The organism is Streptomyces sp. NPDC018947, from assembly GCF_044390505.1.
In the GTDB taxonomy this organism is placed as follows: domain Bacteria; phylum Actinomycetota; class Actinomycetes; order Streptomycetales; family Streptomycetaceae; genus Streptomyces.
Genome location: NZ_JBIRZD010000001.1, coordinates 1,003,170 through 1,023,082 on the forward strand (window position 1 = coordinate 1,003,170; position 19,913 = coordinate 1,023,082).

The 19,913-nt window shown below is 71.8% G+C and carries 17 protein-coding genes and 1 tRNA gene; 16 read left to right on the top strand and 2 right to left on the bottom strand.

From position 1 onward, the window contains the following. The first annotated feature begins 48 nt into the window (after positions 1-48). From ACH499_RS04470 to glmS, 12 genes are all read left to right on the top strand, one after another. On the top strand, positions 49-2,073 hold the full coding sequence (locus tag ACH499_RS04470; RefSeq protein WP_399013769.1) for an acetyl-CoA carboxylase biotin carboxylase subunit: 2,025 nt from the start codon (positions 49-51) through the stop codon (positions 2,071-2,073). Next, on the top strand, positions 2,070-3,017 hold the full coding sequence (locus ACH499_RS04475; protein ID WP_399013770.1) for a hydroxymethylglutaryl-CoA lyase: 948 nt from the start codon (positions 2,070-2,072) through the stop codon (positions 3,015-3,017). The genes ACH499_RS04470 and ACH499_RS04475 overlap by 4 nt, the downstream gene beginning before the upstream one ends. Before the next feature lie 4 nt (positions 3,018-3,021). Beyond that, positions 3,022-4,182, top strand: coding sequence for an acyl-CoA dehydrogenase family protein (locus ACH499_RS04480; protein WP_356196404.1), 1,161 nt, complete (start codon positions 3,022-3,024; stop codon positions 4,180-4,182). Positions 4,183-4,299: 117 nt separating this feature from the next. Next, positions 4,300-5,343, top strand: coding sequence for an ABC transporter substrate-binding protein (locus ACH499_RS04485; RefSeq protein WP_356196403.1), 1,044 nt, complete (start codon positions 4,300-4,302; stop codon positions 5,341-5,343). A 31-nt stretch (positions 5,344-5,374) separates the two neighbouring features. After that, positions 5,375-6,271: a siderophore-interacting protein gene (locus ACH499_RS04490; RefSeq protein ID WP_399013772.1), complete on the top strand. Its 897-nt coding sequence runs from the start codon at positions 5,375-5,377 to the stop codon at positions 6,269-6,271. A gap of 173 nt (positions 6,272-6,444) precedes the next feature. Next, positions 6,445-7,887: a lysine decarboxylase DesA gene (gene desA, locus ACH499_RS04495; protein WP_399013773.1), complete on the top strand. Its 1,443-nt coding sequence runs from the start codon at positions 6,445-6,447 to the stop codon at positions 7,885-7,887. Then, positions 7,871-9,151: a lysine N(6)-hydroxylase/L-ornithine N(5)-oxygenase family protein gene (locus ACH499_RS04500; RefSeq protein ID WP_356196395.1), complete on the top strand. Its 1,281-nt coding sequence runs from the start codon at positions 7,871-7,873 to the stop codon at positions 9,149-9,151. The genes desA and ACH499_RS04500 overlap by 17 nt, the downstream gene beginning before the upstream one ends. Further along, positions 9,148-9,699: a GNAT family N-acetyltransferase gene (locus tag ACH499_RS04505; RefSeq protein ID WP_356196394.1), complete on the top strand. Its 552-nt coding sequence runs from the start codon at positions 9,148-9,150 to the stop codon at positions 9,697-9,699. The genes ACH499_RS04500 and ACH499_RS04505 overlap by 4 nt, the downstream gene beginning before the upstream one ends. Then, the gene (locus ACH499_RS04510) at positions 9,696-11,465 is read left to right on the top strand and encodes an IucA/IucC family protein (protein WP_399013774.1); all 1,770 of its coding nucleotides are present in this window, start codon (positions 9,696-9,698) and stop codon (positions 11,463-11,465) included. The genes ACH499_RS04505 and ACH499_RS04510 overlap by 4 nt, the downstream gene beginning before the upstream one ends. A gap of 104 nt (positions 11,466-11,569) precedes the next feature. Then, on the top strand, positions 11,570-12,496 hold the full coding sequence (locus ACH499_RS04515; RefSeq protein WP_399013776.1) for a DUF4429 domain-containing protein: 927 nt from the start codon (positions 11,570-11,572) through the stop codon (positions 12,494-12,496). Between the two features lie 64 nt (positions 12,497-12,560). Then, on the top strand, positions 12,561-12,818 hold the full coding sequence (locus ACH499_RS04520; protein ID WP_356196388.1) for a hypothetical protein: 258 nt from the start codon (positions 12,561-12,563) through the stop codon (positions 12,816-12,818). 33 nt (positions 12,819-12,851) lie between these two features. Beyond that, positions 12,852-14,669, top strand: a complete 1,818-nt coding sequence (gene glmS, locus ACH499_RS04525) for a glutamine--fructose-6-phosphate transaminase (isomerizing) (RefSeq protein WP_356196385.1) — start codon at positions 12,852-12,854, stop codon at positions 14,667-14,669. 99 nt (positions 14,670-14,768) lie between these two features. On the opposite strand, the gene ACH499_RS04530 is transcribed toward glmS, so the two are convergent. Further along, entirely contained in the window at positions 14,769-15,296 is a 528-nt protein-coding gene (locus ACH499_RS04530) for a universal stress protein (protein ID WP_356196383.1), read from the bottom strand. A 314-nt stretch (positions 15,297-15,610) separates the two neighbouring features. Between ACH499_RS04530 and ACH499_RS04535 the strand changes: the two genes are divergently transcribed. The 4 genes from ACH499_RS04535 (at position 15,611) to ACH499_RS04550 (ending at position 18,464) form a co-directional block, all read left to right on the top strand. Beyond that, the gene (locus ACH499_RS04535; RefSeq protein ID WP_399013777.1) at positions 15,611-15,898 is read left to right on the top strand and encodes a hypothetical protein; all 288 of its coding nucleotides are present in this window, start codon (positions 15,611-15,613) and stop codon (positions 15,896-15,898) included. Positions 15,899-16,275: 377 nt separating this feature from the next. Next, a complete protein-coding gene (locus tag ACH499_RS04540; protein WP_356196378.1) occupies positions 16,276-17,460 on the top strand; it encodes a helix-turn-helix domain-containing protein in 1,185 nt (394 codons plus the stop codon). 205 nt (positions 17,461-17,665) lie between these two features. Then, complete coding sequence (gene orn / locus ACH499_RS04545; RefSeq protein ID WP_365592628.1) at positions 17,666-18,268, top strand: oligoribonuclease; 603 nt, start codon at positions 17,666-17,668, stop codon at positions 18,266-18,268. Between the two features lie 123 nt (positions 18,269-18,391). Then, positions 18,392-18,464: transfer RNA gene (locus tag ACH499_RS04550), tRNA-His, on the top strand. A gap of 101 nt (positions 18,465-18,565) precedes the next feature. Here the strand turns inward: ACH499_RS04550 and ACH499_RS04555 are convergent. Further along, on the bottom strand, positions 18,566-19,621 hold the full coding sequence (locus ACH499_RS04555) for a LacI family DNA-binding transcriptional regulator (protein WP_356196373.1): 1,056 nt from the start codon (positions 19,619-19,621) through the stop codon (positions 18,566-18,568). Positions 19,622-19,913: the final 292 nt, after the last annotated feature.

Sequence of the window (19,913 nt, forward strand, 5' to 3'; positions counted from 1 at the left end):
CCCATGGGACACACACGGGAAGCGGGAGTCACGGCAGAGGTGGGACGCATGTTCGATACGGTGCTCGTCGCCAACCGGGGGGAGATCGCCGTCCGCGTCATCCGGACGCTGCGCTCGCTGGGCGTGCGCTCGGTGGCGGTCTACTCCGACGCGGACGCGGACGCCCGGCACGTGCGGGAGGCCGACACGGCGGTGCGGATCGGGCCGGCGCCGGCGGCGGAGAGCTATCTCTCCGTGGAACGGCTGCTGGACGCGGCGGCCCGCACGGGCGCGCAGGCCGTGCACCCCGGGTACGGCTTCCTCGCCGAGAACGCCGGCTTCGCGCGGGCCTGCGAGCAGGCGGGACTGGTCTTCATCGGGCCGCCCGCCGACGCCATCGCCCTGATGGGCGACAAGATCCGCGCCAAGGAGACGGTGCAGGAGGCCGGCGTCCCGGTCGTCCCCGGCTCCAGCGGCAGCGGGCTGACGGACGGGCAGCTCGCCGACGCGGCCCGCGGCATCGGGATGCCGGTGCTGCTGAAGCCGTCGGCCGGCGGTGGCGGCAAGGGGATGCGGCTGGTGCGGGACGAGGCCGTGCTCGCCGACGAGATCGCCGCCGCCCGACGCGAGGCCCGCGCCTCCTTCGGCGACGACACACTGCTGGTGGAGCGGTGGATCGACCGGCCCCGGCACATCGAGATCCAGGTGCTGGCCGACGGCCACGGCAACGTGGTGCACCTGGGCGAGCGCGAGTGCTCGCTCCAGCGCCGGCACCAGAAGGTCGTCGAGGAGGCGCCGAGCGTGCTCCTGGACGAGGCCACCCGGGCCGCGATGGGCGAGGCGGCCGTGCAGGCGGCCCGCTCCTGCGGCTACCGGGGCGCGGGCACGGTGGAGTTCATCGTTCCGGGCGGTGACCCGTCCCAGTACTACTTCATGGAGATGAACACCCGCCTCCAGGTGGAGCACCCGGTGACCGAGCTGGTCGCGGGAGTGGACCTGGTGGAGTGGCAGCTCCGGGTGGCGGCGGGCGAGCGGCTGGGTCTCGCGCAGGAGGACGTCCGGCTGACCGGTCACGCGGTCGAGGCCCGGCTGTGCGCCGAGGACCCGGCCCGCGGCTTCCTGCCCTCCGGCGGCACGGTGCTCGCGCTGCACGAGCCCGAGGGCGACGGCGTGCGCACCGACTCGGGGCTCAGCGAGGGCACCGAGGTCGGCAGCCTCTACGACCCGATGCTGTCCAAGGTGATCGCGTACGGCCCCGACCGGGAGACGGCGCTGCGGAAGCTGCGCGCCGCCCTCGCCGGGACGGTGACGCTGGGCGTGCAGACCAACGCCGGGTTCCTGCGCCGGCTCCTCGCGCACCCGGCGGTGGTGGCGGGCGACCTGGACACCGGACTGGTGGAGCGGGACGTCGACACGCTCGTCCCGGACGAGGTGCCGGTGGAGGTGTACGCGGCGGCGGCGCTGCTGCGGCACGCGGCCCTCGCCCCGGCCGCCCGCACGGCCGCCTGGTCGGACCCGTTCGACGCCGCGGACGGCTGGCGGATGGGCGGGGAGCGGGCCTGGACGCCGCACCACCTGCGGGTGCCCGGCAGGGACCCGGTCACCGTGCGGGTGCGCAGCACCCCGGACGGCGGGCTGGAGGTGCTGCCGGACGGCGCGCCGCGGCCCCTGGCCGCCTCGGCGGTGACGCCGTCGGGCCACGGGCACCGGTACGCGGTCCGGCTCGACGGTGTGAGCCACACCTTCACCGCGCTGCCGGACGGCACCTGGCTCGGCCGCGACGGCGACGCCTGGCAGGTGCGCGACCACGACCCGGTCGCCGCCTCGCTGAACCGCGCCGCCCACGCGGGCGCCGACTCGCTGACCGCGCCCATGCCGGGCACGGTGACGGTGGTGAAGGTGGCCGTCGGCGACGAGGTGGCCGCCGGGCAGAGCCTGCTGGTGGTGGAGGCGATGAAGATGGAGCACGTCATCTCCGCCCCGCACGCCGGCACGGTCGCCGAGCTGGACGTGGCCCCCGGCACCACGGTCGCCATGGACCAGGTGCTGGCGGTCATCGCCCCCGTCGGGGAGAGCGAGGAGGAGACGGCGTGAACACCCCGGAACTGGGCCTGCCCATGACCGTGCCCGCCGAGGGCCTGCCCGCGCGGGTGCGGATCCACGAGGTCGGCGCGCGCGACGGTCTGCAGAACGAGAAGGGGACCGTACCGACCGAGGTCAAGGTGGAGTTCATCCGCCGGCTGGCCGGCGCCGGACTGACCACCGTCGAGGCGACGAGCTTCGTCCACCCCAAGTGGGTCCCCCAGCTCGCCGACGCGGAGCGGTTGTTCCCGGCCGTCTCGGGACTGCCGGTGGACCTGCCCGTGCTGGTGCCGAACGAACGCGGGCTGGACCGCGCGCTGGCGCTCGGCGCCCGGCGGGTCGCCGTGTTCGCCAGCGCCACGGAGTCCTTCGCGAAGGCCAACCTCAACCGCACGGTGGACGAGGCGCTGGCCATGTTCGAACCGGTGGTGGCCCGGGCGAAGGCCGCGGACGTCCACGTCCGGGGCTACCTGTCGATGTGCTTCGGCGACCCGTGGGAGGGCGCCGTCACCGTGCCGCAGGTGGTGAAGGTCTGCCGGGCCCTGCTGGACATGGGCTGCGACGAGCTGAGCCTCGGCGACACGATCGGCGTGGCGACGCCGGGCCACGTCGGCGCCCTGCTCACCGCGCTCTTCGAGGCCGGCGTCCCGGTGGAGGCGCTCGGCGTGCACTTCCACGACACGTACGGCCAGGCCCTGTCCAACACCCTGGCCGCGCTGCGCCTCGGCGTCACCACGGTCGACGCCTCCGCGGGCGGGCTGGGCGGCTGCCCGTACGCGAAGTCCGCCACCGGCAATCTCGCCACCGAAGACCTCGTGTGGATGCTGCGCGGTCTCGGCATCGACACCGGCGTCGACCTCGGCCGTCTCGTCGCCACCAGCGCGTGGATGGCCTCCGAACTGGGCCGACCCAGCCCGTCCCGCACCGTTCGAGCCCTCTCCCACCAGGAGCAGTGACAGCATGGACCACAAGCTCTCCCCCGAACTCGAGGAACTCCGCCGCACGGTGGAGGAGTTCGCCCACGACGTCGTGGCGCCCAAGATCGGCGACTTCTACGAGCGGCACGAGTTCCCGTACGAGATCGTCCGCGAGATGGGCCGCATGGGCCTGTTCGGCCTGCCGTTCCCGGAGGAGTACGGCGGCATGGGCGGTGACTACCTGGCCCTCGGCATCGCGCTGGAGGAACTGGCCCGGGTCGACTCGTCGGTGGCCATCACGCTGGAGGCCGGTGTCTCGCTGGGCGCCATGCCGATCCACCTGTTCGGCACCGAGGAACAGAAGCGCGCGTGGCTGCCGAAGCTGTGCTCGGGCGAGATCCTGGGCGCCTTCGGCCTGACGGAGCCCGACGGCGGCTCGGACGCGGGCGCGACGCGGACGACGGCGCGGCTGGACGAGGCCACGAACGAGTGGGTGATCAACGGCACCAAGTGCTTCATCACCAACTCGGGCACGGACATCACGGGCCTGGTGACGGTCACGGCGGTCACGGGCCGCAAGCCGGACGGCCGCCCGCTGATCTCGTCCATCATCGTGCCGTCGGGCACGCCGGGCTTCACGGTGGCCGCCCCGTACTCGAAGGTCGGCTGGAACGCGTCGGACACGCGTGAGCTGTCCTTCTCCGACGTACGGGTCCCGGCGGCCAACCTGCTGGGCGAACAGGGGCGCGGCTACGCCCAGTTCCTGCGGATCCTCGACGAGGGCCGGATCGCCATCGCCGCGCTGGGCACGGGGCTCGCGCAGGGCTGTGTGGACGAGTCCGTCGCGTACGCGAAGGAACGTCACGCCTTCGGCCGGCCCATCGGCGCCAACCAGGCCATCCAGTTCAAGATCGCGGACATGGAGATGAAGGCGCACACGGCCCGGCTGGCCTGGCGGGACGCGGCGTCCCGGCTGGTGGCGGGCGAGCCGTTCAAGAAGGAGGCGGCCGTGGCGAAGCTGTACTCGTCGACGGTCGCGGTCGACAACGCGCGCGACGCCACGCAGATCCACGGCGGCTACGGCTTCATGAACGAGTACCCGGTGGCCCGGATGTGGCGGGACGCCAAGATCCTGGAGATCGGCGAGGGCACGAGCGAGGTCCAGCGCATGCTGATCGCCCGCGAGTTGGGCCTCGTGAGCTGAATCCGGCCGTCCTGACGGGGCGGTGCGACCCCCACCACTGGACAATATCTGAGGTTAGGCTAACCTACCTTCGAATTGTCCGGCGGACGCTCCGCCCCGTTCGAAAGCGGCCCCACCATGTCCAACGCCAGTACCGCCCGCATCTCCCGTCGGGGAATCCTCGCCGCCGGCGGCGCCCTCGGCCTCGGTGCCGTGCTCGCCGCCTGCGGTGACGACGACGCGAAGAGCGGTGGCCCGGGCGAGAAGGGCGCCGCGAAGTCCGGCCCCTGGTCCTTCAAGGACGACCGCGGCACGACCGTGAAGCTGGACAAGGTGCCCGCGAACATCGTCGCGTTCACCGGCGTCGCCGCCGCGCTGTGGGACTACGGCATCGAGGTCAAGGGCGTCTTCGGCCCGACCACGACCAAGGGCGGCAAGCCGGACGTGCAGGCCGGCGACATGGACGTCAGCAAGGTCACCGTCCTCGGCAACGAGTGGGGCAAGTTCGACGTCGAGAAGTACGTGAGCCTCCAGCCCGACCTGCTCGCCACCACGACCTTCGACACGGCGGGCACCCTCTGGTCGGTGCCCGAGGAGTCCAAGGACAAGATCGCCAAGCTCGCCCCGAGCGTGGCCGTCTCCGTCTTCGACCGCCAGCTCACCCAGCCGCTCCAGCGCATGTGGGAGCTGGCCGAGTCGCTCGGCGCGGACATGAAGGCCAAGAAGGTCACGGACGCCAAGGCCGCCTTCGACAAGGCGGCGGCCCGGCTGCGCGCCGCCGCCAAGGCCAAGCCGGAGATCAAGGTGCTGGCCGGTTCCGCGAGCCCCGAGCTGTTCTACGTCTCCGGCACCAACCTGTCCGTCGACCTGGAGTACTTCAAGGCGCTCGGCGTGAACTTCGTCGAGCCCTCCGAGGAGGCCAAGAAGGCGACCGGCGGCTGGTTCGAGAGCCTGAGCTGGGAGAACGTCGACAAGTACCCGGCCGACGTCATCATCATGGACGACCGGTCCTCCACCATCCAGCCCGCGGACATCACCGAGGGCACCTGGAAGCAGCTCCCCGCGGTGAAGGCCGGCCAGGTCATCGCCCGTTCCCCCGAGCCGATCCTGTCCTACGACAAGTGCACACCGCTGCTCGACAACCTCGCCGAGGCGATCGAGAACGCGAAGAAGGTCAGCTGACCCCGTCCGCCCCGACTCGCAGGAGCCGTCCGTGACGACAGCCGTAGCCGCCCCGTTCCGTTTCTTCTCCCTCCAGGTCGTACGGACGAGGCGGCTCGGCCCGTCTCTGACCCGGGTCACCTTCGCGGGACCCGACCTGGCCGGCTTCCGCTCCGACGGACGCGACCAGTCCCTGTCCCTGTTCCTGCCGCACCCGGGCCAGTCGGAGCCCGCGGTGCCCGTCGAGCTGGGCGACGGCTGGTGGCAGGGGTGGCGTGAACTGCCGGACGACGTAAGGGCGGTGATGCGCTCGTACACGCTGCGGTCGCTGCGCCGGGACGCCTTCGGGAACACCGCCGAGATCGACATCGACTTCGTGCTGCACGGAGTGGAGCCGGGCGCGCCCGGCACACAGGGCCGACCGGAGGCGGGGCCCGCCTGCCAGGCGGGCCCCGCCTCCCGCTGGGCCGCCCGGGCCACCGCCGGCGACCGGGTCCTGCTGCTGGGCCCCGCGGTCGCCGACAACCGGGCGATCCGCTTCCGGCCGCCCGAGGACACCGGCCCGGTCGTCCTCTGGGGCGACGAGACCGCCCTGCCCGCCGCCGCGGCGATCGTCGAATCGCTGCCGGCCGGCACCCGCGCCCGCGTCTGGCTGGAGGTGCCGCACGCCCGGGACGTCCAGGAGCTGGAGACGGCCGCGGACGCCGAGATCACGTGGCTGGTCCGGGACCGGGCCGAGGACCCGGACGGCGCGGCCCTCGACACGGTCCGCGCGGCCGTCCTGCCCCGTGCCGGGCACCCCTACGTCTGGATCGCCGGCGAGTCCGGCCGCGTCAAGGCGCTGCGCCGGCACTTCGTGCACGAGCGCGGCATCGACCGGCGCCGCGTCACCTTCGTCGGCTACTGGCGCCGGGGCCTGACGGAGGAACAGCTCCGCGAGCAGGGCTGAACCCGACTCTCGCCTCAACTTACCGTCGGTAGCGGTGAGTTGAGGCACGAGTGACCACGGTCACGCGCACCCGCACGTTTGGCGCCGCGAAGATTAGGTTAGGCTAACCTAAGTTGATCCGGGCTCAGCCCTCTCCCGTCCCTCTCGGACCGTCCCCACCGGAGGACCCCCACATGCGCTCGCACCTGCTCAACGACACCACCGCGGAGCAGTACCGCCGCTCCGTGACCCAAGGAGTCGAGCGGGTGGCCGCACAACTCGCCACCATCGACCGGCCGTTCACCGGCGTCACGGTCGACGCCCTCACCCCCCGCGTCGACGCGATCGACCTCGACAAGCCGCTCGGCGACACGGCCGCGGCCCTCGACGAGCTGGAGGACGTCTACCTCCGCGACGCCGTCTACTTCCACCACCCGCGCTACCTGGCCCACCTCAACTGCCCGGTCGTCATCCCGGCGGTGCTCGCCGAGGCCGTCCTGACCGCCGTCAACTCCTCCCTCGACACCTGGGACCAGTCGGCCGGCGGCACCCTCATCGAGCGCAAGCTGATCGACTGGACCACCGCCCGCATCGGCCTCGGCCCCGCCGCCGACGGCGTGTTCACCTCCGGCGGCACGCAGTCCAACCTCCAGGCGCTGCTGCTGGCCCGCGAGGAGTCCAAGACGGCCGACCCGGCGAAGCTGCGCGTCTTCGCCTCCGAGGTGAGCCACTTCAGCGTGCAGAAGTCGGCGAAACTGCTCGGCCTCGGGCCGGACGCGGTGGTCGTCGTCCCCGTGGACCACGACAAGCGCATGCAGACCGTCGCGCTCGCCCGCGAGCTGGAGCGCTGCGTGCGGGACGGGCTGGTCCCCATGGCCGTCGTCGCCACCGCCGGCACCACCGACTTCGGCTCCATCGACCCGCTGCCGGAGATCGCCGGGCTGTGCGAGCAGTACGGCGTGTGGATGCACGTGGACGCGGCCTACGGCTGCGGTCTGCTCGCCTCGCTGAAGTACCGGGACCGGATCGAGGGCATCGAGAAGGCCGACTCGGTCACCGTCGACTACCACAAGTCCTTCTTCCAGCCCGTGAGTTCGTCCGCCGTGCTGGTGCGGGACGCGGCCACCCTGCGGCACGCCACCTACCACGCGGAGTACCTCAACCCGCGCCGCATGGTCACCGAGCGCATCCCCAACCAGGTCGACAAGTCCCTCCAGACCACCCGCCGCTTCGACGCGCTCAAGCTGTGGATGACGCTGCGCGTGATGGGCGCCGACGGCATCGGCGAGTTGTTCGACGAGGTGTGCGACCTCGCGGCCGAGGGCTGGAAACTGCTCGCCGCCGACCCGCGCTTCGAGGTGGTGGTCGCCCCGAGCCTGTCCACCCTGGTCTTCCGCTACGTCCCGGCGTCCGCGACCGACCCCGCCGAGACCGACCGCGCCAACCTCCACGCACGCAAGGCCCTGTTCGCGTCCGGCGACGCCGTCGTCGCGGGCACCAAGGTGGCCGGGCGCCACTACCTGAAGTTCACCCTGCTGAACCCCGAGACGACCACGGACGACATCACCGCCGTCCTCGACCTGATCGCCGGCCACGCCGAGCAGTACCTGGGAGAGTCCCTTGACCGCGCTTCCTGAAGCCAGTGCCCCGTACGACTTCGTCGGGATCGGCCTCGGCCCCTTCAACCTCGGTCTCGCCTGCCTCACCGAGCCCATCGCCGAGCTGAACGGCGTCTTCCTGGAGTCCAAGCCCGACTTCGAGTGGCACGCCGGGATGTTCCTGGACGGCGCCCACCTCCAGACCCCGTTCATGTCGGACCTGGTCACGCTCGCCGACCCGACGTCGCCCTACTCCTTCCTCAGCTACCTGAAGGAGAAGGGCCGGCTGTACTCGTTCTACATCCGCGAGAACTTCTACCCGCTGCGCGTCGAGTACGACGACTACTGCCGCTGGGCCGCGCACAGACTGGGCAGCGTCCGCTTCGGCACCACGGTCACCGAGGTCACCTGGGACGAGTCCGAGGAGCTGTACGCCGTCGCCACGACGTCCGGCGACACCTACCGCGCCCGCCACCTGGTCCTCGGCACCGGCACCTCGCCGCACGTCCCCGACGCCTGCCGTGGCCTGGCCGGCGACTTCATCCACACCTCCCGCTACGTCCCGCACAAGGCCGAGCTCCAGAAGAAGGAGTCGATCACGCTGGTCGGCAGCGGCCAGTCCGCCGCCGAGATCTACTACGACCTGCTCGGCGAGATCGACGTCCACGGCTACCGGCTGAACTGGGTGACGCGCTCCCCCCGCTTCTTCCCGCTGGAGTACACCAAGCTCACGCTGGAGATGACCTCGCCGGAGTACGTGGACTACTTCCACGCGCTGCCGGAGGCGACCCGCTACCGGCTCACGGCCGAGCAGAAGGGGCTGTTCAAGGGCATCGACGGCGATCTGATCAACGAGATCTTCGACCTGCTCTACCAGAAGAACCTCGGCGGCCCGGTCCCCACCCGCCTGCTCACCAACTCCGCGCTGACCAGCGCCCGGTACGCCGACGGCACCTACACGCTCGGCTTCCGCCAGGAGGAGCGGGGCACGGACTTCGAGATCGCCTCCGAGGGCCTGGTCCTGGCCACCGGCTACCGGTTCGCCGAGCCGGAGTTCCTCAAGCCCGTGCGCGACCGGCTGCGCTACGACTCCCAGGGCAACTTCGACGTCGCCCGCAACTACGCCGTCGACGTCACGGGCCGGGGCGTGTTCCTCCAGAACGCCGGCGTCCACACGCACAGCATCACCAGCCCCGACCTGGGCATGGGCGCGTACCGCAACAGCTACATCATCCGTGAGCTGCTCGGCCGCGAGTACTACCCGGTCGAGCAGTCCATCGCGTTCCAGGAGTTCAGCGTATGACCACCCCCACCGCCGCGGGCATCGGCGCCCTCACCTTCCGTCCCCTCGACCCGCTGAAGGACGCCGTCCTGCTGCACGGCTGGGTCACGCACCCGAAGTCGGCGTTCTGGATGATGCAGGACGCCGAGCCGGTCGACGTCGAGCGTGCCTACATGGAGATCGCCGCCGACGAGCACCACCATGCCTACCTCGGCCTGCACGACGGCGTCCCCGCCTTCCTGATGGAGAAGTACGACCCGGCACGCCGCGAGCTGGTCGGCCTGTACGAGCCGGAGCCGGGCGACGTCGGCATGCACTTCCTGGTCGCGCCGACCGACCGGCCCGTGCACGGCTTCACCCGGGCCGTGATCACCGCCGTGATGACCGAGCTGTTCTCGGACCCGGCCACCGCCCGCGTCGTCGTGGAACCGGACGTCGGCAACAAGGCCGTCCACGCCCTGAACGCGGCCGTCGGATTCGTGCCCGACCGGGAGATCCAGAAGCCGGAGAAGAAGGCGCTGCTGAGCTTCTGCACCCGCGAGCGGTTCGAGAAGGCGGTGTCCTCATGAGCCTCGCCGACGCCGTGGCCCACCTCTCCCCCGAGCACTGGGAGACCGCCAACCGCCTGCTGGTCCGCAAGGCGCTGGCCGAGTTCACGCACGAGCGGCTGATCACGCCGGAGCGGGACGGGGACGCGTACGTCGTCCGCAGCGACGACGGCCAGACCCGGTACCGCTTCACCGCGACCGTGCGCGCCCTGGACCACTGGGAGGTGGACGCCGCCTCCATCACCCGCCACCGGGACGGCACCGAACTCCCGCTCGCCGCCCTGGACTTCTGCATCGAGCTGAAGGACTCGCTGGGCCTCGGCGACGAGGTCCTGCCCGTCTACCTGGAGGAGATCTCCTCCACCCTGTCCGGCACCTGCTACAAGCTCGGCAAGCCGCGCGTCACGTCCGCGGAGCTGGTGCGCGGCGGCTTCCAGGCCATCGAGACCGGCATGACCGAGGGCCACCCGTGCTTCGTCGCCAACAACGGGCGGCTCGGCTTCGGGATCCACGAGTACCTGTCGTACGCCCCCGAGACGGCGAGCCCCGTCCGGCTGGTGTGGCTGGCCGCGCACCGCTCGCGGGCGGCGTTCACGGCCGGCGTCGGCATCGAGTACGAGTCCTTCGTGCGGGCCGAGCTGGGCGGGGCGACCGTCGAGCGCTTCCACGGCGTCCTGCGCGACAAGGGCCTGGACCCGGCCGACTACCTGTTCATCCCGGTCCACCCCTGGCAGTGGTGGAACAAGCTCACCGTCACCTTCGCCGCCGAGGTGGCCCGCCAGTACCTGGTGTGCCTGGGCGAGGGCGACGACGAGTACCTGGCCCAGCAGTCCATCCGCACCTTCTTCAACACCTCGCACCCCGGGAAGCACTACGTGAAGACGGCCCTGTCCGTCCTCAACATGGGCTTCATGCGCGGCCTGTCGGCGGCGTACATGGAGGCGACCCCGGCGATCAACGACTGGCTCGCGCAGCTCGTCGAGGCCGACCCGGTGCTGAAGTCGACGGGGCTGACGATCATCCGGGAGCGGGCGGCCGTCGGCTACCGGCACCTGGAGTACGAGCGGGCGACCGACCGCTACTCCCCGTACCGCAAGATGCTGGCGGCGCTGTGGCGGGAGAGCCCCGTGCCGTCCCTCCAGGACGGCGAGTCCCTGGCGACCATGGCCAGTCTCGTCCACGTCGACCACGAGGGCGCGTCCGTGGCGGGCGCGCTGATCGAGCGGTCGGGGCTCACGCCCACCGAGTGGCTGCGGCACTACCTGCGGGCCTACTTCGTCCCGCTGCTGCACAGCTTCTACGCCTACGACCTGGTCTACATGCCGCACGGCGAGAACGTGATCCTTGTCCTCAGGGACGGGGTCGTGCAGCGGGCGGTCTACAAGGACATCGCCGAGGAGATCGCGGTGATGGACCCGGACGCGGTCCTGCCGCCGGAGGTGTCCCGCATCGCCGTGGACGTCCCGGACGACATGAAGCTGCTGTCGATCTTCACGGACGTCTTCGACTGCTTCTTCCGCTTCCTGGCCGCGAACCTGGCCGCCGAGGGGATCCTGGAGGAGGAGGGCTTCTGGCGGACGGTCGCGGAGGTCACCCGCGCCTACCAGGAGTCGGTGCCGGAACTGGCCGACAAGTTCGACCGGTACGACATGTTCGCGCCCGAGTTCGCGCTGTCCTGCCTGAACCGGCTCCAGCTCCGCAACAACAGGCAGATGGTGGACCTGGCGGACCCGTCGGGCGCGTTGCAGCTCGTCGGGAACCTGAGGAACCCCATCGCGGGACTCTGACGGCCCCCGTGGACGGGCGGGCACCCCGGAGACGGTCCTCCGGGGTGCCCGTCGGGCGCTCGCGCCGCCGTCACCGCCCGCGGAGGCGGTGGAACAATCCGCGCATGGCGGAAATCATCCAGAAGGACGGCACGTGGGTCTTCGACGGCGACAGCCTGCGGCTGACCCCCGGCCGGGACAAGAACGTCGGCCTGCTGCGCAGGGAACTCGGTGAGCTGACCGTCCCGTTGACGGCGCTGGCGGGCATATCGTTCGAGCAGGGCAGGAAGTCCGGGCGGCTGCGGCTGCGCCTGCGGAACGGCGCCGACCCGCTGCTGCACGCGGCCGGCGGCCGACTGGCCGAGCCCCACGACCCGTACCAGCTCGTCGTGGAGCCGGACCGGTACGGCGTCGCCGAGTACCTGGTGGACGAGGTCCGCAACGCGCTGCTGCTGGAGGGTGTTCCGTCCGGCCCCGTCGACGCCTATCTCCTGCCCGGTCCGTCCGTCCCCCTGTCGGTGTCCGCCGGCGACGGCACCGCGAGCTTCGACGGCGAGCGGGTGCGGCTGGAGTGGAAGTGGCAGGCGGAGGACTCCAAGTCGGCCGGCGGCCCGCGCACCCTCGCGCTCGCGGACATCGTCGCCGTGGAGTGGCGGCCGTCCGCCGGTCTGGAGAACGGTCATCTGCGTTTCACCGTGCGGGCCGCGCCGGCTAAGACCCCGCCCAAGTACGACCCGAACGCCGTCGAGTTGTGGGGGTTCAAGAAGGACCCGCTGATGGCCCTGGTGGCCGCCGCCGTGCAGGCCCGCCTCCCCCACCCGGCGGCGCAGCCGGGTCCCGGGGACGCGCGCCCGGCCGAGGACGCCCCGGCCGCCGCGCCCGCCCCGTCCCCGCTCCCGGTGCCCGCTCCCGCTCCCGCTCCCGCTCCCGCCGAGGACGACCACGACGCCCTGCTGCGCCGGCTGCGGGAGCTGGGCGAGCTGCACCGCTCCGGGGTCCTCACGGAGGAGGAGTTCACGCTGGCCAAGCAGGCGGTACTGAAGCGCATGTAGGCCGCCTGCCCGAAATCGGGCAAGATTCTTGCGAAACCGTCGGCCGTACCTCAGGATCTACCGGGTGCACGACGAACTCGTTGATCATCTGACGCGGTCCACCCCCCTCAGCCGGGGCGAGGCACTGCGCGTGATCCAGGACGTGCTCGCCTACTTCGACGAGACGACCGAGGAGTACGTCCGTCGCCGCCACCGCGAGCTCCAGGCCCAGGGCCAGGTGAACGCGACGATCTTCGAGCGGATCGCGGCGGAACTGAAGTACCGCGCGGTGGCACCACCGGAGCTGACGCTCCGCCAGTTGCGCCGCATCGTCTACGGCTGAGCGGCCGGAGAAGGACACGAGGGACACCCATACATGTGCGGAATCGTCGGATACATCGGCAGGCGTGACGTCGCGCCCCTGCTCCTGGAGGGCCTGCAGCGCCTGGAGTACCGCGGCTACGACTCGGCGGGCATCGTCGTCACGTCGCCGAAGGCGGCCGGCCTGAAGATGGTCAAGGCCAAGGGCCGCGTCCGTGACCTGGAGGCCAAGGTCCCGGCGCGCTTCAAGGGCACCACGGGCATAGCCCACACCCGCTGGGCCACCCACGGCGCCCCGTCCGACGTGAACGCCCACCCGCACATGTCGGCCGACAACAAGGTCGCCGTCGTCCACAACGGCATCATCGACAACGCCTCCGACCTGCGCCGCAAGCTGGAGGCGGACGGCGTCGAGTTCCTCTCCGAGACCGACACCGAGGTCCTCGTCCACCTCATCGCCCGCTCCGAGGCGACGAAGCTGGAGGACAAGGTCCGCGAGACCCTGCGGGTCATCGAGGGCACGTACGGCATCGCCGTGATGCACGCGGACTTCCCCGAGCGCATCGTCGTCGCCCGCAACGGCTCGCCGGTCGTCCTCGGCATCGGCGAGAAGGAGATGTTCGTCGCCTCGGACATCGCCGCGCTGGTCGCCCACACCCGGCAGATAGTCACCCTCGACGACGGCGAGATGGCCACCCTCAAGGCCGACGACTTCCGCACCTACACCACCGAGGGCACCCGGACGACGTCCGAGCCGACCACCGTGGAGTGGGAGGCCGCCTCCTACGACATGGGCGGCCACGACACGTACATGCACAAGGAGATCCACGAGCAGGCCGAGGCCGTGGACCGCGTGCTGCGCGGCCGGATCGACGACCGCTTCTCCACGGTGCACCTCGGCGGCCTCAACCTGGACGCCCGTGACGCGCGTGCCGTGCGCCGCGTGAAGATCCTCGGCTGCGGCACCTCGTACCACGCGGGCCAGATCGGCGCCCAGATGATCGAGGAGCTGGCCCGCATCCCCGCGGACGCCGAGCCCGCCTCCGAGTTCCGCTACCGCAACGCGGTCGTGGACCCCGACACCCTCTACATCGCCGTCTCCCAGTCCGGCGAGACGTACGACGTGCTGGCGGCGGTGCAGGAGCTCAAGCGCAAGGGCGCCCGTGTCCTCGGCATCGTGAACGTGGTCGGCTCGGCCATCGCCCGCGAGGCCGACGGCGGCATGTACGTGCACGCCGGCCCCGAGGTGTGCGTCGTGTCCACCAAGTGCTTCACCAACACCTGCGTCGCCTTCGCGCTGCTCGCCCTGCACCTGGGCCGCACCCGCGACCTGTCCGTGCGCGACGGCAAGCGGATCATCGAGGGCCTGCGCAGGCTGCCCGGGCAGATCTCCGAGATGCTGGAGCGCGAGGACGAGATCAAGAAGCTGGCCGCGCAGTACGCCGACGCCCGCTCGATGCTCTTCATCGGCCGCGTCCGGGGCTACCCGGTCGCCCGCGAGGCCTCCCTGAAGCTCAAGGAGGTCTCCTACATCCACGCCGAGGCGTACCCGGCCTCCGAGCTGAAGCACGGCCCGCTCGCCCTGATCGAGCCGGCGCTGCCGACGGTCGCCATCGTGCCGGACGACGACCTGCTGGAGAAGAACCGCGCCGCGATGGAGGAGATCAAGGCCCGCAGCGGCCAGATCCTCGCCGTGGCCCACCAGGAGCAGGAGAAGGCGGACCACACGATCGTCGTCCCCAAGAACGAGGACGAGCTCGACCCGATCCTCATGGGCATCCCGCTCCAACTCCTCGCCTACCACACGGCGCTGGCCCTCGGCCGGGACATCGACAAGCCGCGCAACCTCGCCAAGTCGGTGACGGTGGAGTAGCACCGCGCGCCCGTACGGGCCCGGCCGCGCGACGGCCCCCGTGTGCCCACCGCGCACACGGGGGCCGTCCGGCTCGGATCGGGAGTCGCGGTTACGGGGCTACGGGATGACCACGACGGGGCGCTGCGCCCGTTTGGCGAGGCGGCCCGCGACGGAGCCGAAGAGCCGCCCCACGAGGCCGTGGCTGGAGCCGACGACGATCGCGTCCGCCTCGTACTCCCGGCCGACCTCCTCGAGTTCGTGGCAGATGTCGCCGCCGCGCTCGACCAGGATCCAGGGCACCTCGGTGAGATAGTCCGCGCACGCCAGCTCCAGGCCCAGCACCTCGGTGCGGTGGTCCGGCACGTCGACGAAGACGGGGGGCTCGCAGCCCGCCCACACCGTGGTCGGCAGCCGGTTGGCGACGTGCACGATGACCAGGCCCGCGCCGAGCCGGCGCGCCATGCCGATGGCGTACGCGAGAGCGCGCTCACTGGAGGTGGAGCCGTCGAAGCCGACGACGACGCCGTGCTTGAACGCCGGGTCGCACGACTGGCGAGGCTCTCCGGCCGCCAGGGGCTCGGCCGCCGTCGGTTCGGCGACGGGCCGCTTGCGGTCCGCGGGTTCGAAGAATTCGTGACCGGCCATGGCTGTCTCGGCGTTTTTATCCTCGTATGGGGCAACAGTGTGCGGCGGAGCTGTGTCCGGGAATGGTCTTCCCAACCCCATACCCCCAAGGGTACGGCGGCACTCCTCCTTCGCCCAGATCCCGCGGTGGGGCCCCGGCGGGTTCCCCGGAGCATGCCCGAGGGCCGCCCGTAACGCAATGGTTGCTGTGTTGTACAGGCGGTTTGCACGGGATTCAACCTTCCCCGCGCCCGCCCGGCCCCCGCGGACGGTGCCTCCGTGACCGACGCGCGGGGCAGGCGTTGATCTCCGTGAGCCAGCCCCGGGGAGCCCGCATGTCCGTACCGCGCCAGTCCACCGAACCGCCGTCCGGCACCCCCGGCCGGGGCACGGCACCGGGCGACGCGGCCGGCGATCTGGTCCGCTGGGCGGCGTTCGGCTGCGTCCTCGTCCCGCTCGTGCTCCTCTGGTGCGGAGACTCCCTCGCCGGCGCGGCCGCGACCGCCCTCGGACTGGCCGCCGTCACCGGCGCGTGCCGCCTGCTGATCGGCCGCTCGGAGCGCTGCGCGGCACGGGAGCGCGGCGCGGGGTCCCGCAGCGGGCGGAAAACACCGGGCGGTTGACCGGTTTCCGCGCCCGCGCCCGAATCTTTTCAGCCAACTTCTGGAAGGGGCCCGAACCCCACCCCCACCACCCCCGATCCCCCGTTCCACCTGCACGGAAAGGGTCTCCGGACCCCCGCGCGGCCTACGGGGATTGGCCACCGCGACGAGGCGCACTTCCCTGGGGCTCCCGGGAGTGCGACCCTTCGTGATCGACTGCTTCACGCCAAGTTGCCATGTCGACAATGTCCCAAGTGCCGAACCGGCCACCTCGGTACGACAGGACGCAGTAGATTCGATCTTGACTGTCTACGGCGGGGGAACCGTGCAGGACCGAGGGGAAACGTGCAGGAGCGACACAACCGAGGAGCCGCGACCACCGAGGGGGGCTTAGCAGGATGAGCCACGACTCCACTGCCGCGCCGGAAACCGCGGCCCGGAAGCTCTCCGGGCGACGCCGCAAGGAGATCGTCGCGGTGCTGCTGTTCAGCGGCGGCCCCATCTTCGAGAGTTCCATACCGCTGTCGGTGTTCGGCATCGACCGCCAGGACGCCGGCGTGCCGCGCTACCGGCTGCTGGTGTGCGCCGGCGAGGAGGGTCCGCTGCGCACCACGGGCGGGCTGGAGCTCACCGCGCCACAGGGCCTGGAGGCGATCGCCCGGGCCGGCACCGTCGTGGTGCCCGCCTGGCGGTCGATCACCTCACCGCCGCCCGAGGACGCGCTCGACGCCCTGCGCCGTGCGCACGAGGAGGGTGCCCGCATCGTCGGGCTGTGCACGGGCGCCTTCGTGCTCGCGGCGGCCGGACTGCTGGACGGCCGCCCGGCCACCACCCACTGGATGTACGCGCCGACGCTGGCCAAGCGCTATCCGTCGGTGCACGTCGATCCGCGCGAGCTGTTCGTGGACGACGGCGACGTGCTGACGTCGGCGGGCACCGCGGCCGGGATCGACCTGTGCCTGCACATCGTGCGCACGGACCACGGCAACGAGGCGGCGGGCGCCCTGGCCCGCCGGCTGGTCGTGCCACCGCGCCGCAGCGGCGGCCAGGAGCGCTACCTCGACCGGTCTTTACCGGAGGAGATCGGCGCCGACCCGCTCGCCGAGGTCGTCGCCTGGGCGCTGGAGCACCTCCACGAGCAGTTCGACGTGGAGACGCTGGCGGCCCGCGCCTACATGAGCCGGCGCACCTTCGACCGCCGCTTCAGGTCGCTGACGGGCAGCGCCCCGCTCCAGTGGCTGATCACGCAGCGGGTGCTGCAGGCGCAGCGGCTGCTGGAGACGTCCGACTACTCGGTGGACGAGGTCGCGGGCCGCTGCGGCTTCCGCTCGCCGGTGGCGCTGCGCGGCCATTTCCGCCGCCAGCTCGGCTCGTCCCCGGCCGCCTACCGCGCGGCGTACCGGGCCCGCCGGCCGCAGGGCGACCGGCATACGGACACGGACAGCGGTACGACGGGAGCGCCCCGGACGCCCGAGGCCGCCCAGCCGTCCGCCGCCCCCGACAACCAGGTCCCGTTCCAGACCCGCCGCTCGCCCCTCGCGGCGCCGGCGGCGAGCCTGCCGGGCCAGCGCAGCGCGCCGTGACCGTCGGCTCCGGGCGGGCCCACGAGGCCGCCCGGAGTCGCCCCGGTCACGTCCCGGCCGGGCCGGACGGACTCCCGTCCGGCCCGGCCGGCGTTCGAGGGCGAGGCCGTTCAGGCCGGGGCCCGGATCCTGGGGCGCAAGCCCCGGTGAGCCCGCCCCCGCACCGGGGGACCGGCCGGCGGGCGTCAGCCGTAGGGTGTTCCACATGAACGATCGCATGGTGTGGATCGACTGCGAGATGACCGGCCTCTCGCTGTCCGACGACGCTCTCATCGAGGTGGCCGCCCTCGTCACCGACTCCGAGCTGAACATCCTCGGCGAGGGCGTCGACATCGTCATCCGCCCGCCGGAGCGGGCCCTGGAGACGATGCCGGAGGTGGTGCGCGAGATGCACACCGCGTCCGGCCTGCTCGCGGAGCTCGACACGGGCACGACGCTGGCGGACGCCGAGGCCCAGGTCCTGGCCTATGTGCGGGAGTACGTGAAGGAGCCCGGCAAGGCCCCCCTGTGCGGCAACTCGGTCGGCACCGACCGCGGCTTCCTGCTGCGGGACATGCCGGCGCTGGAGGGCCACCTCCACTACCGGATCGTCGACGTCTCCTCCATCAAGGAGCTGGCCCGCCGCTGGTACCCGCGGGCGTACTTCAACAGCCCCGAGAAGAACGGCAACCACCGCGCCCTCGCCGACATCCGCGAGTCCATCGCCGAACTGCGCTACTACCGCGAGGCCGTCTTCGTCCCGCAGCCGGGCCCCGACTCGGAGACCGCGAAGGCCATCGCCGCCAAGCACGTCCTGCCCGCCGGATAGGGCCGCCGGCCCGCCGGAGACCGGCGACACGAAAGGCGTGCGCGAGCACCCCTTCGGACCCTGTACACTTTTTCTCAGCCGGTCGGGGAAACCCCGCCAAGCGGGATTCGACAACCGGCCATGGTGGGTGTAGCTCAGCTGGTAGAGCACCTGGTTGTGGTCCAGGATGCCGCGGGTTCAAGTCCCGTCACTCACCCTGAGTAATCAGCCGGTGACCTTCGGAAGAAGGTCACCGGCTGATCGCGTTGTACGCTCCCGCCGCGGCCGGACCGCACGACGGCCGCCCGCCACCGCCCCTCACGACGAGGCGCGCGGCACCAGCTCCGTATCCAGGACCACCTGGTGCCGCTCGAGCCCTCGCGACGCCGCCGGACGGCGGTCCGCTATCTCGGCCAGCAGCAGGTCGATCATGGCCCGGCCCATCTCCTGGATGGGCTGGCGGACACTGGTCAGCGGCGGATCCATGTGGCGGGCGATGGCCGAGTCGTCGTAGCCGACCAGCGCCACGTCCTCCGGGATGCGGCGCCCGCTCTCGCGCAGCACCTGCCTGGCGCCGGCCGCCGTGACGTCCGAGGCGGCGAAGACGGCGTCCAGGCCGGGGCTGCGGCGCAGCAGCTCCGCCATCGCGCGGCGGCCCCCCTCCTCCGTGAAGTCGCCGGCCTCGATGAGTTGCTCCCCCTCGCCGAGGCCCGCGTCCCGCAGGGCGTCGCGGTAGCCGTCGACGCGCCGCTGGGCACCGTAGACGTCGAGGCGGCCGGTGATGTGGGCGATGCGGCCGCGTCCCCGGGACAGCAGGTGCTCCACGGCCGAGCGGGCGCCCGCGTAGTTGTCGGAGTCCACCGACGCCAGCGTCTCCGTGGCCGAGCGCGGGCCGCTGATCACCGCGGGGATCTCCAACTGGGTCAGCAGGTCCGGCAGCGGGTCGTCGGCGTGCACCGAGACCAGCAGGACGCCGTCCACCCGGTGGGCGGCCAGGTACTGGGCGAGCCGCTGCCGCTCGCGGTCGTTGCCCGCGAAGATCAGCAGGAGCTGCATCTCGGTGTCGGCCAGCCCACCGCCCACGCCCCGCAGGATGTCCGAGAAGTACGGCTCGGCGAAGAAGCGGGTCTCCGGCTCCGGCACGACCAGGGCGATCGCGTCGGTGCGGTTGGCGGCCAGGGCCCGCGCGGCCGTGTTCGGGACGTATCCCAGTTCGGCGACGGCCGCCTCCACCGCGGCCCGTGTCGCGTCGCTGACGCGGGGAGAGCCGTTGATCACGCGGGAGACCGTGCCGCGGCCGACGCCCGCCCGTGCCGCCACTTCTTCGAGGGTGGGCCGGCCACCGCTCCGCCCACGCGCTCCGTGGCCTGCCATCGGCTCCGCCTCCCGTCGACACCCCGCACACTCTGCGGCTGGCCTGGAATTTAACAGGCCGGACGGCCCCCTTCCCCGGACGCGGCCGCGGCCCGCCGTCCGCGGGGCGTCCGCACGGGGCTACCCGGGCGCTGTTAACAGGCCGATAACTGAACGGACTTGGCCGCGTCAGCTCCCTTGACACCCCTGCCCGGACCGACGACCCTTCAACTCATCACATGTGGGAGCGCTCCCATAGCACCCGGCACTTACACATCCCGCACGTTCCCCGCCCGAGCCGCAGCGCTGAGAG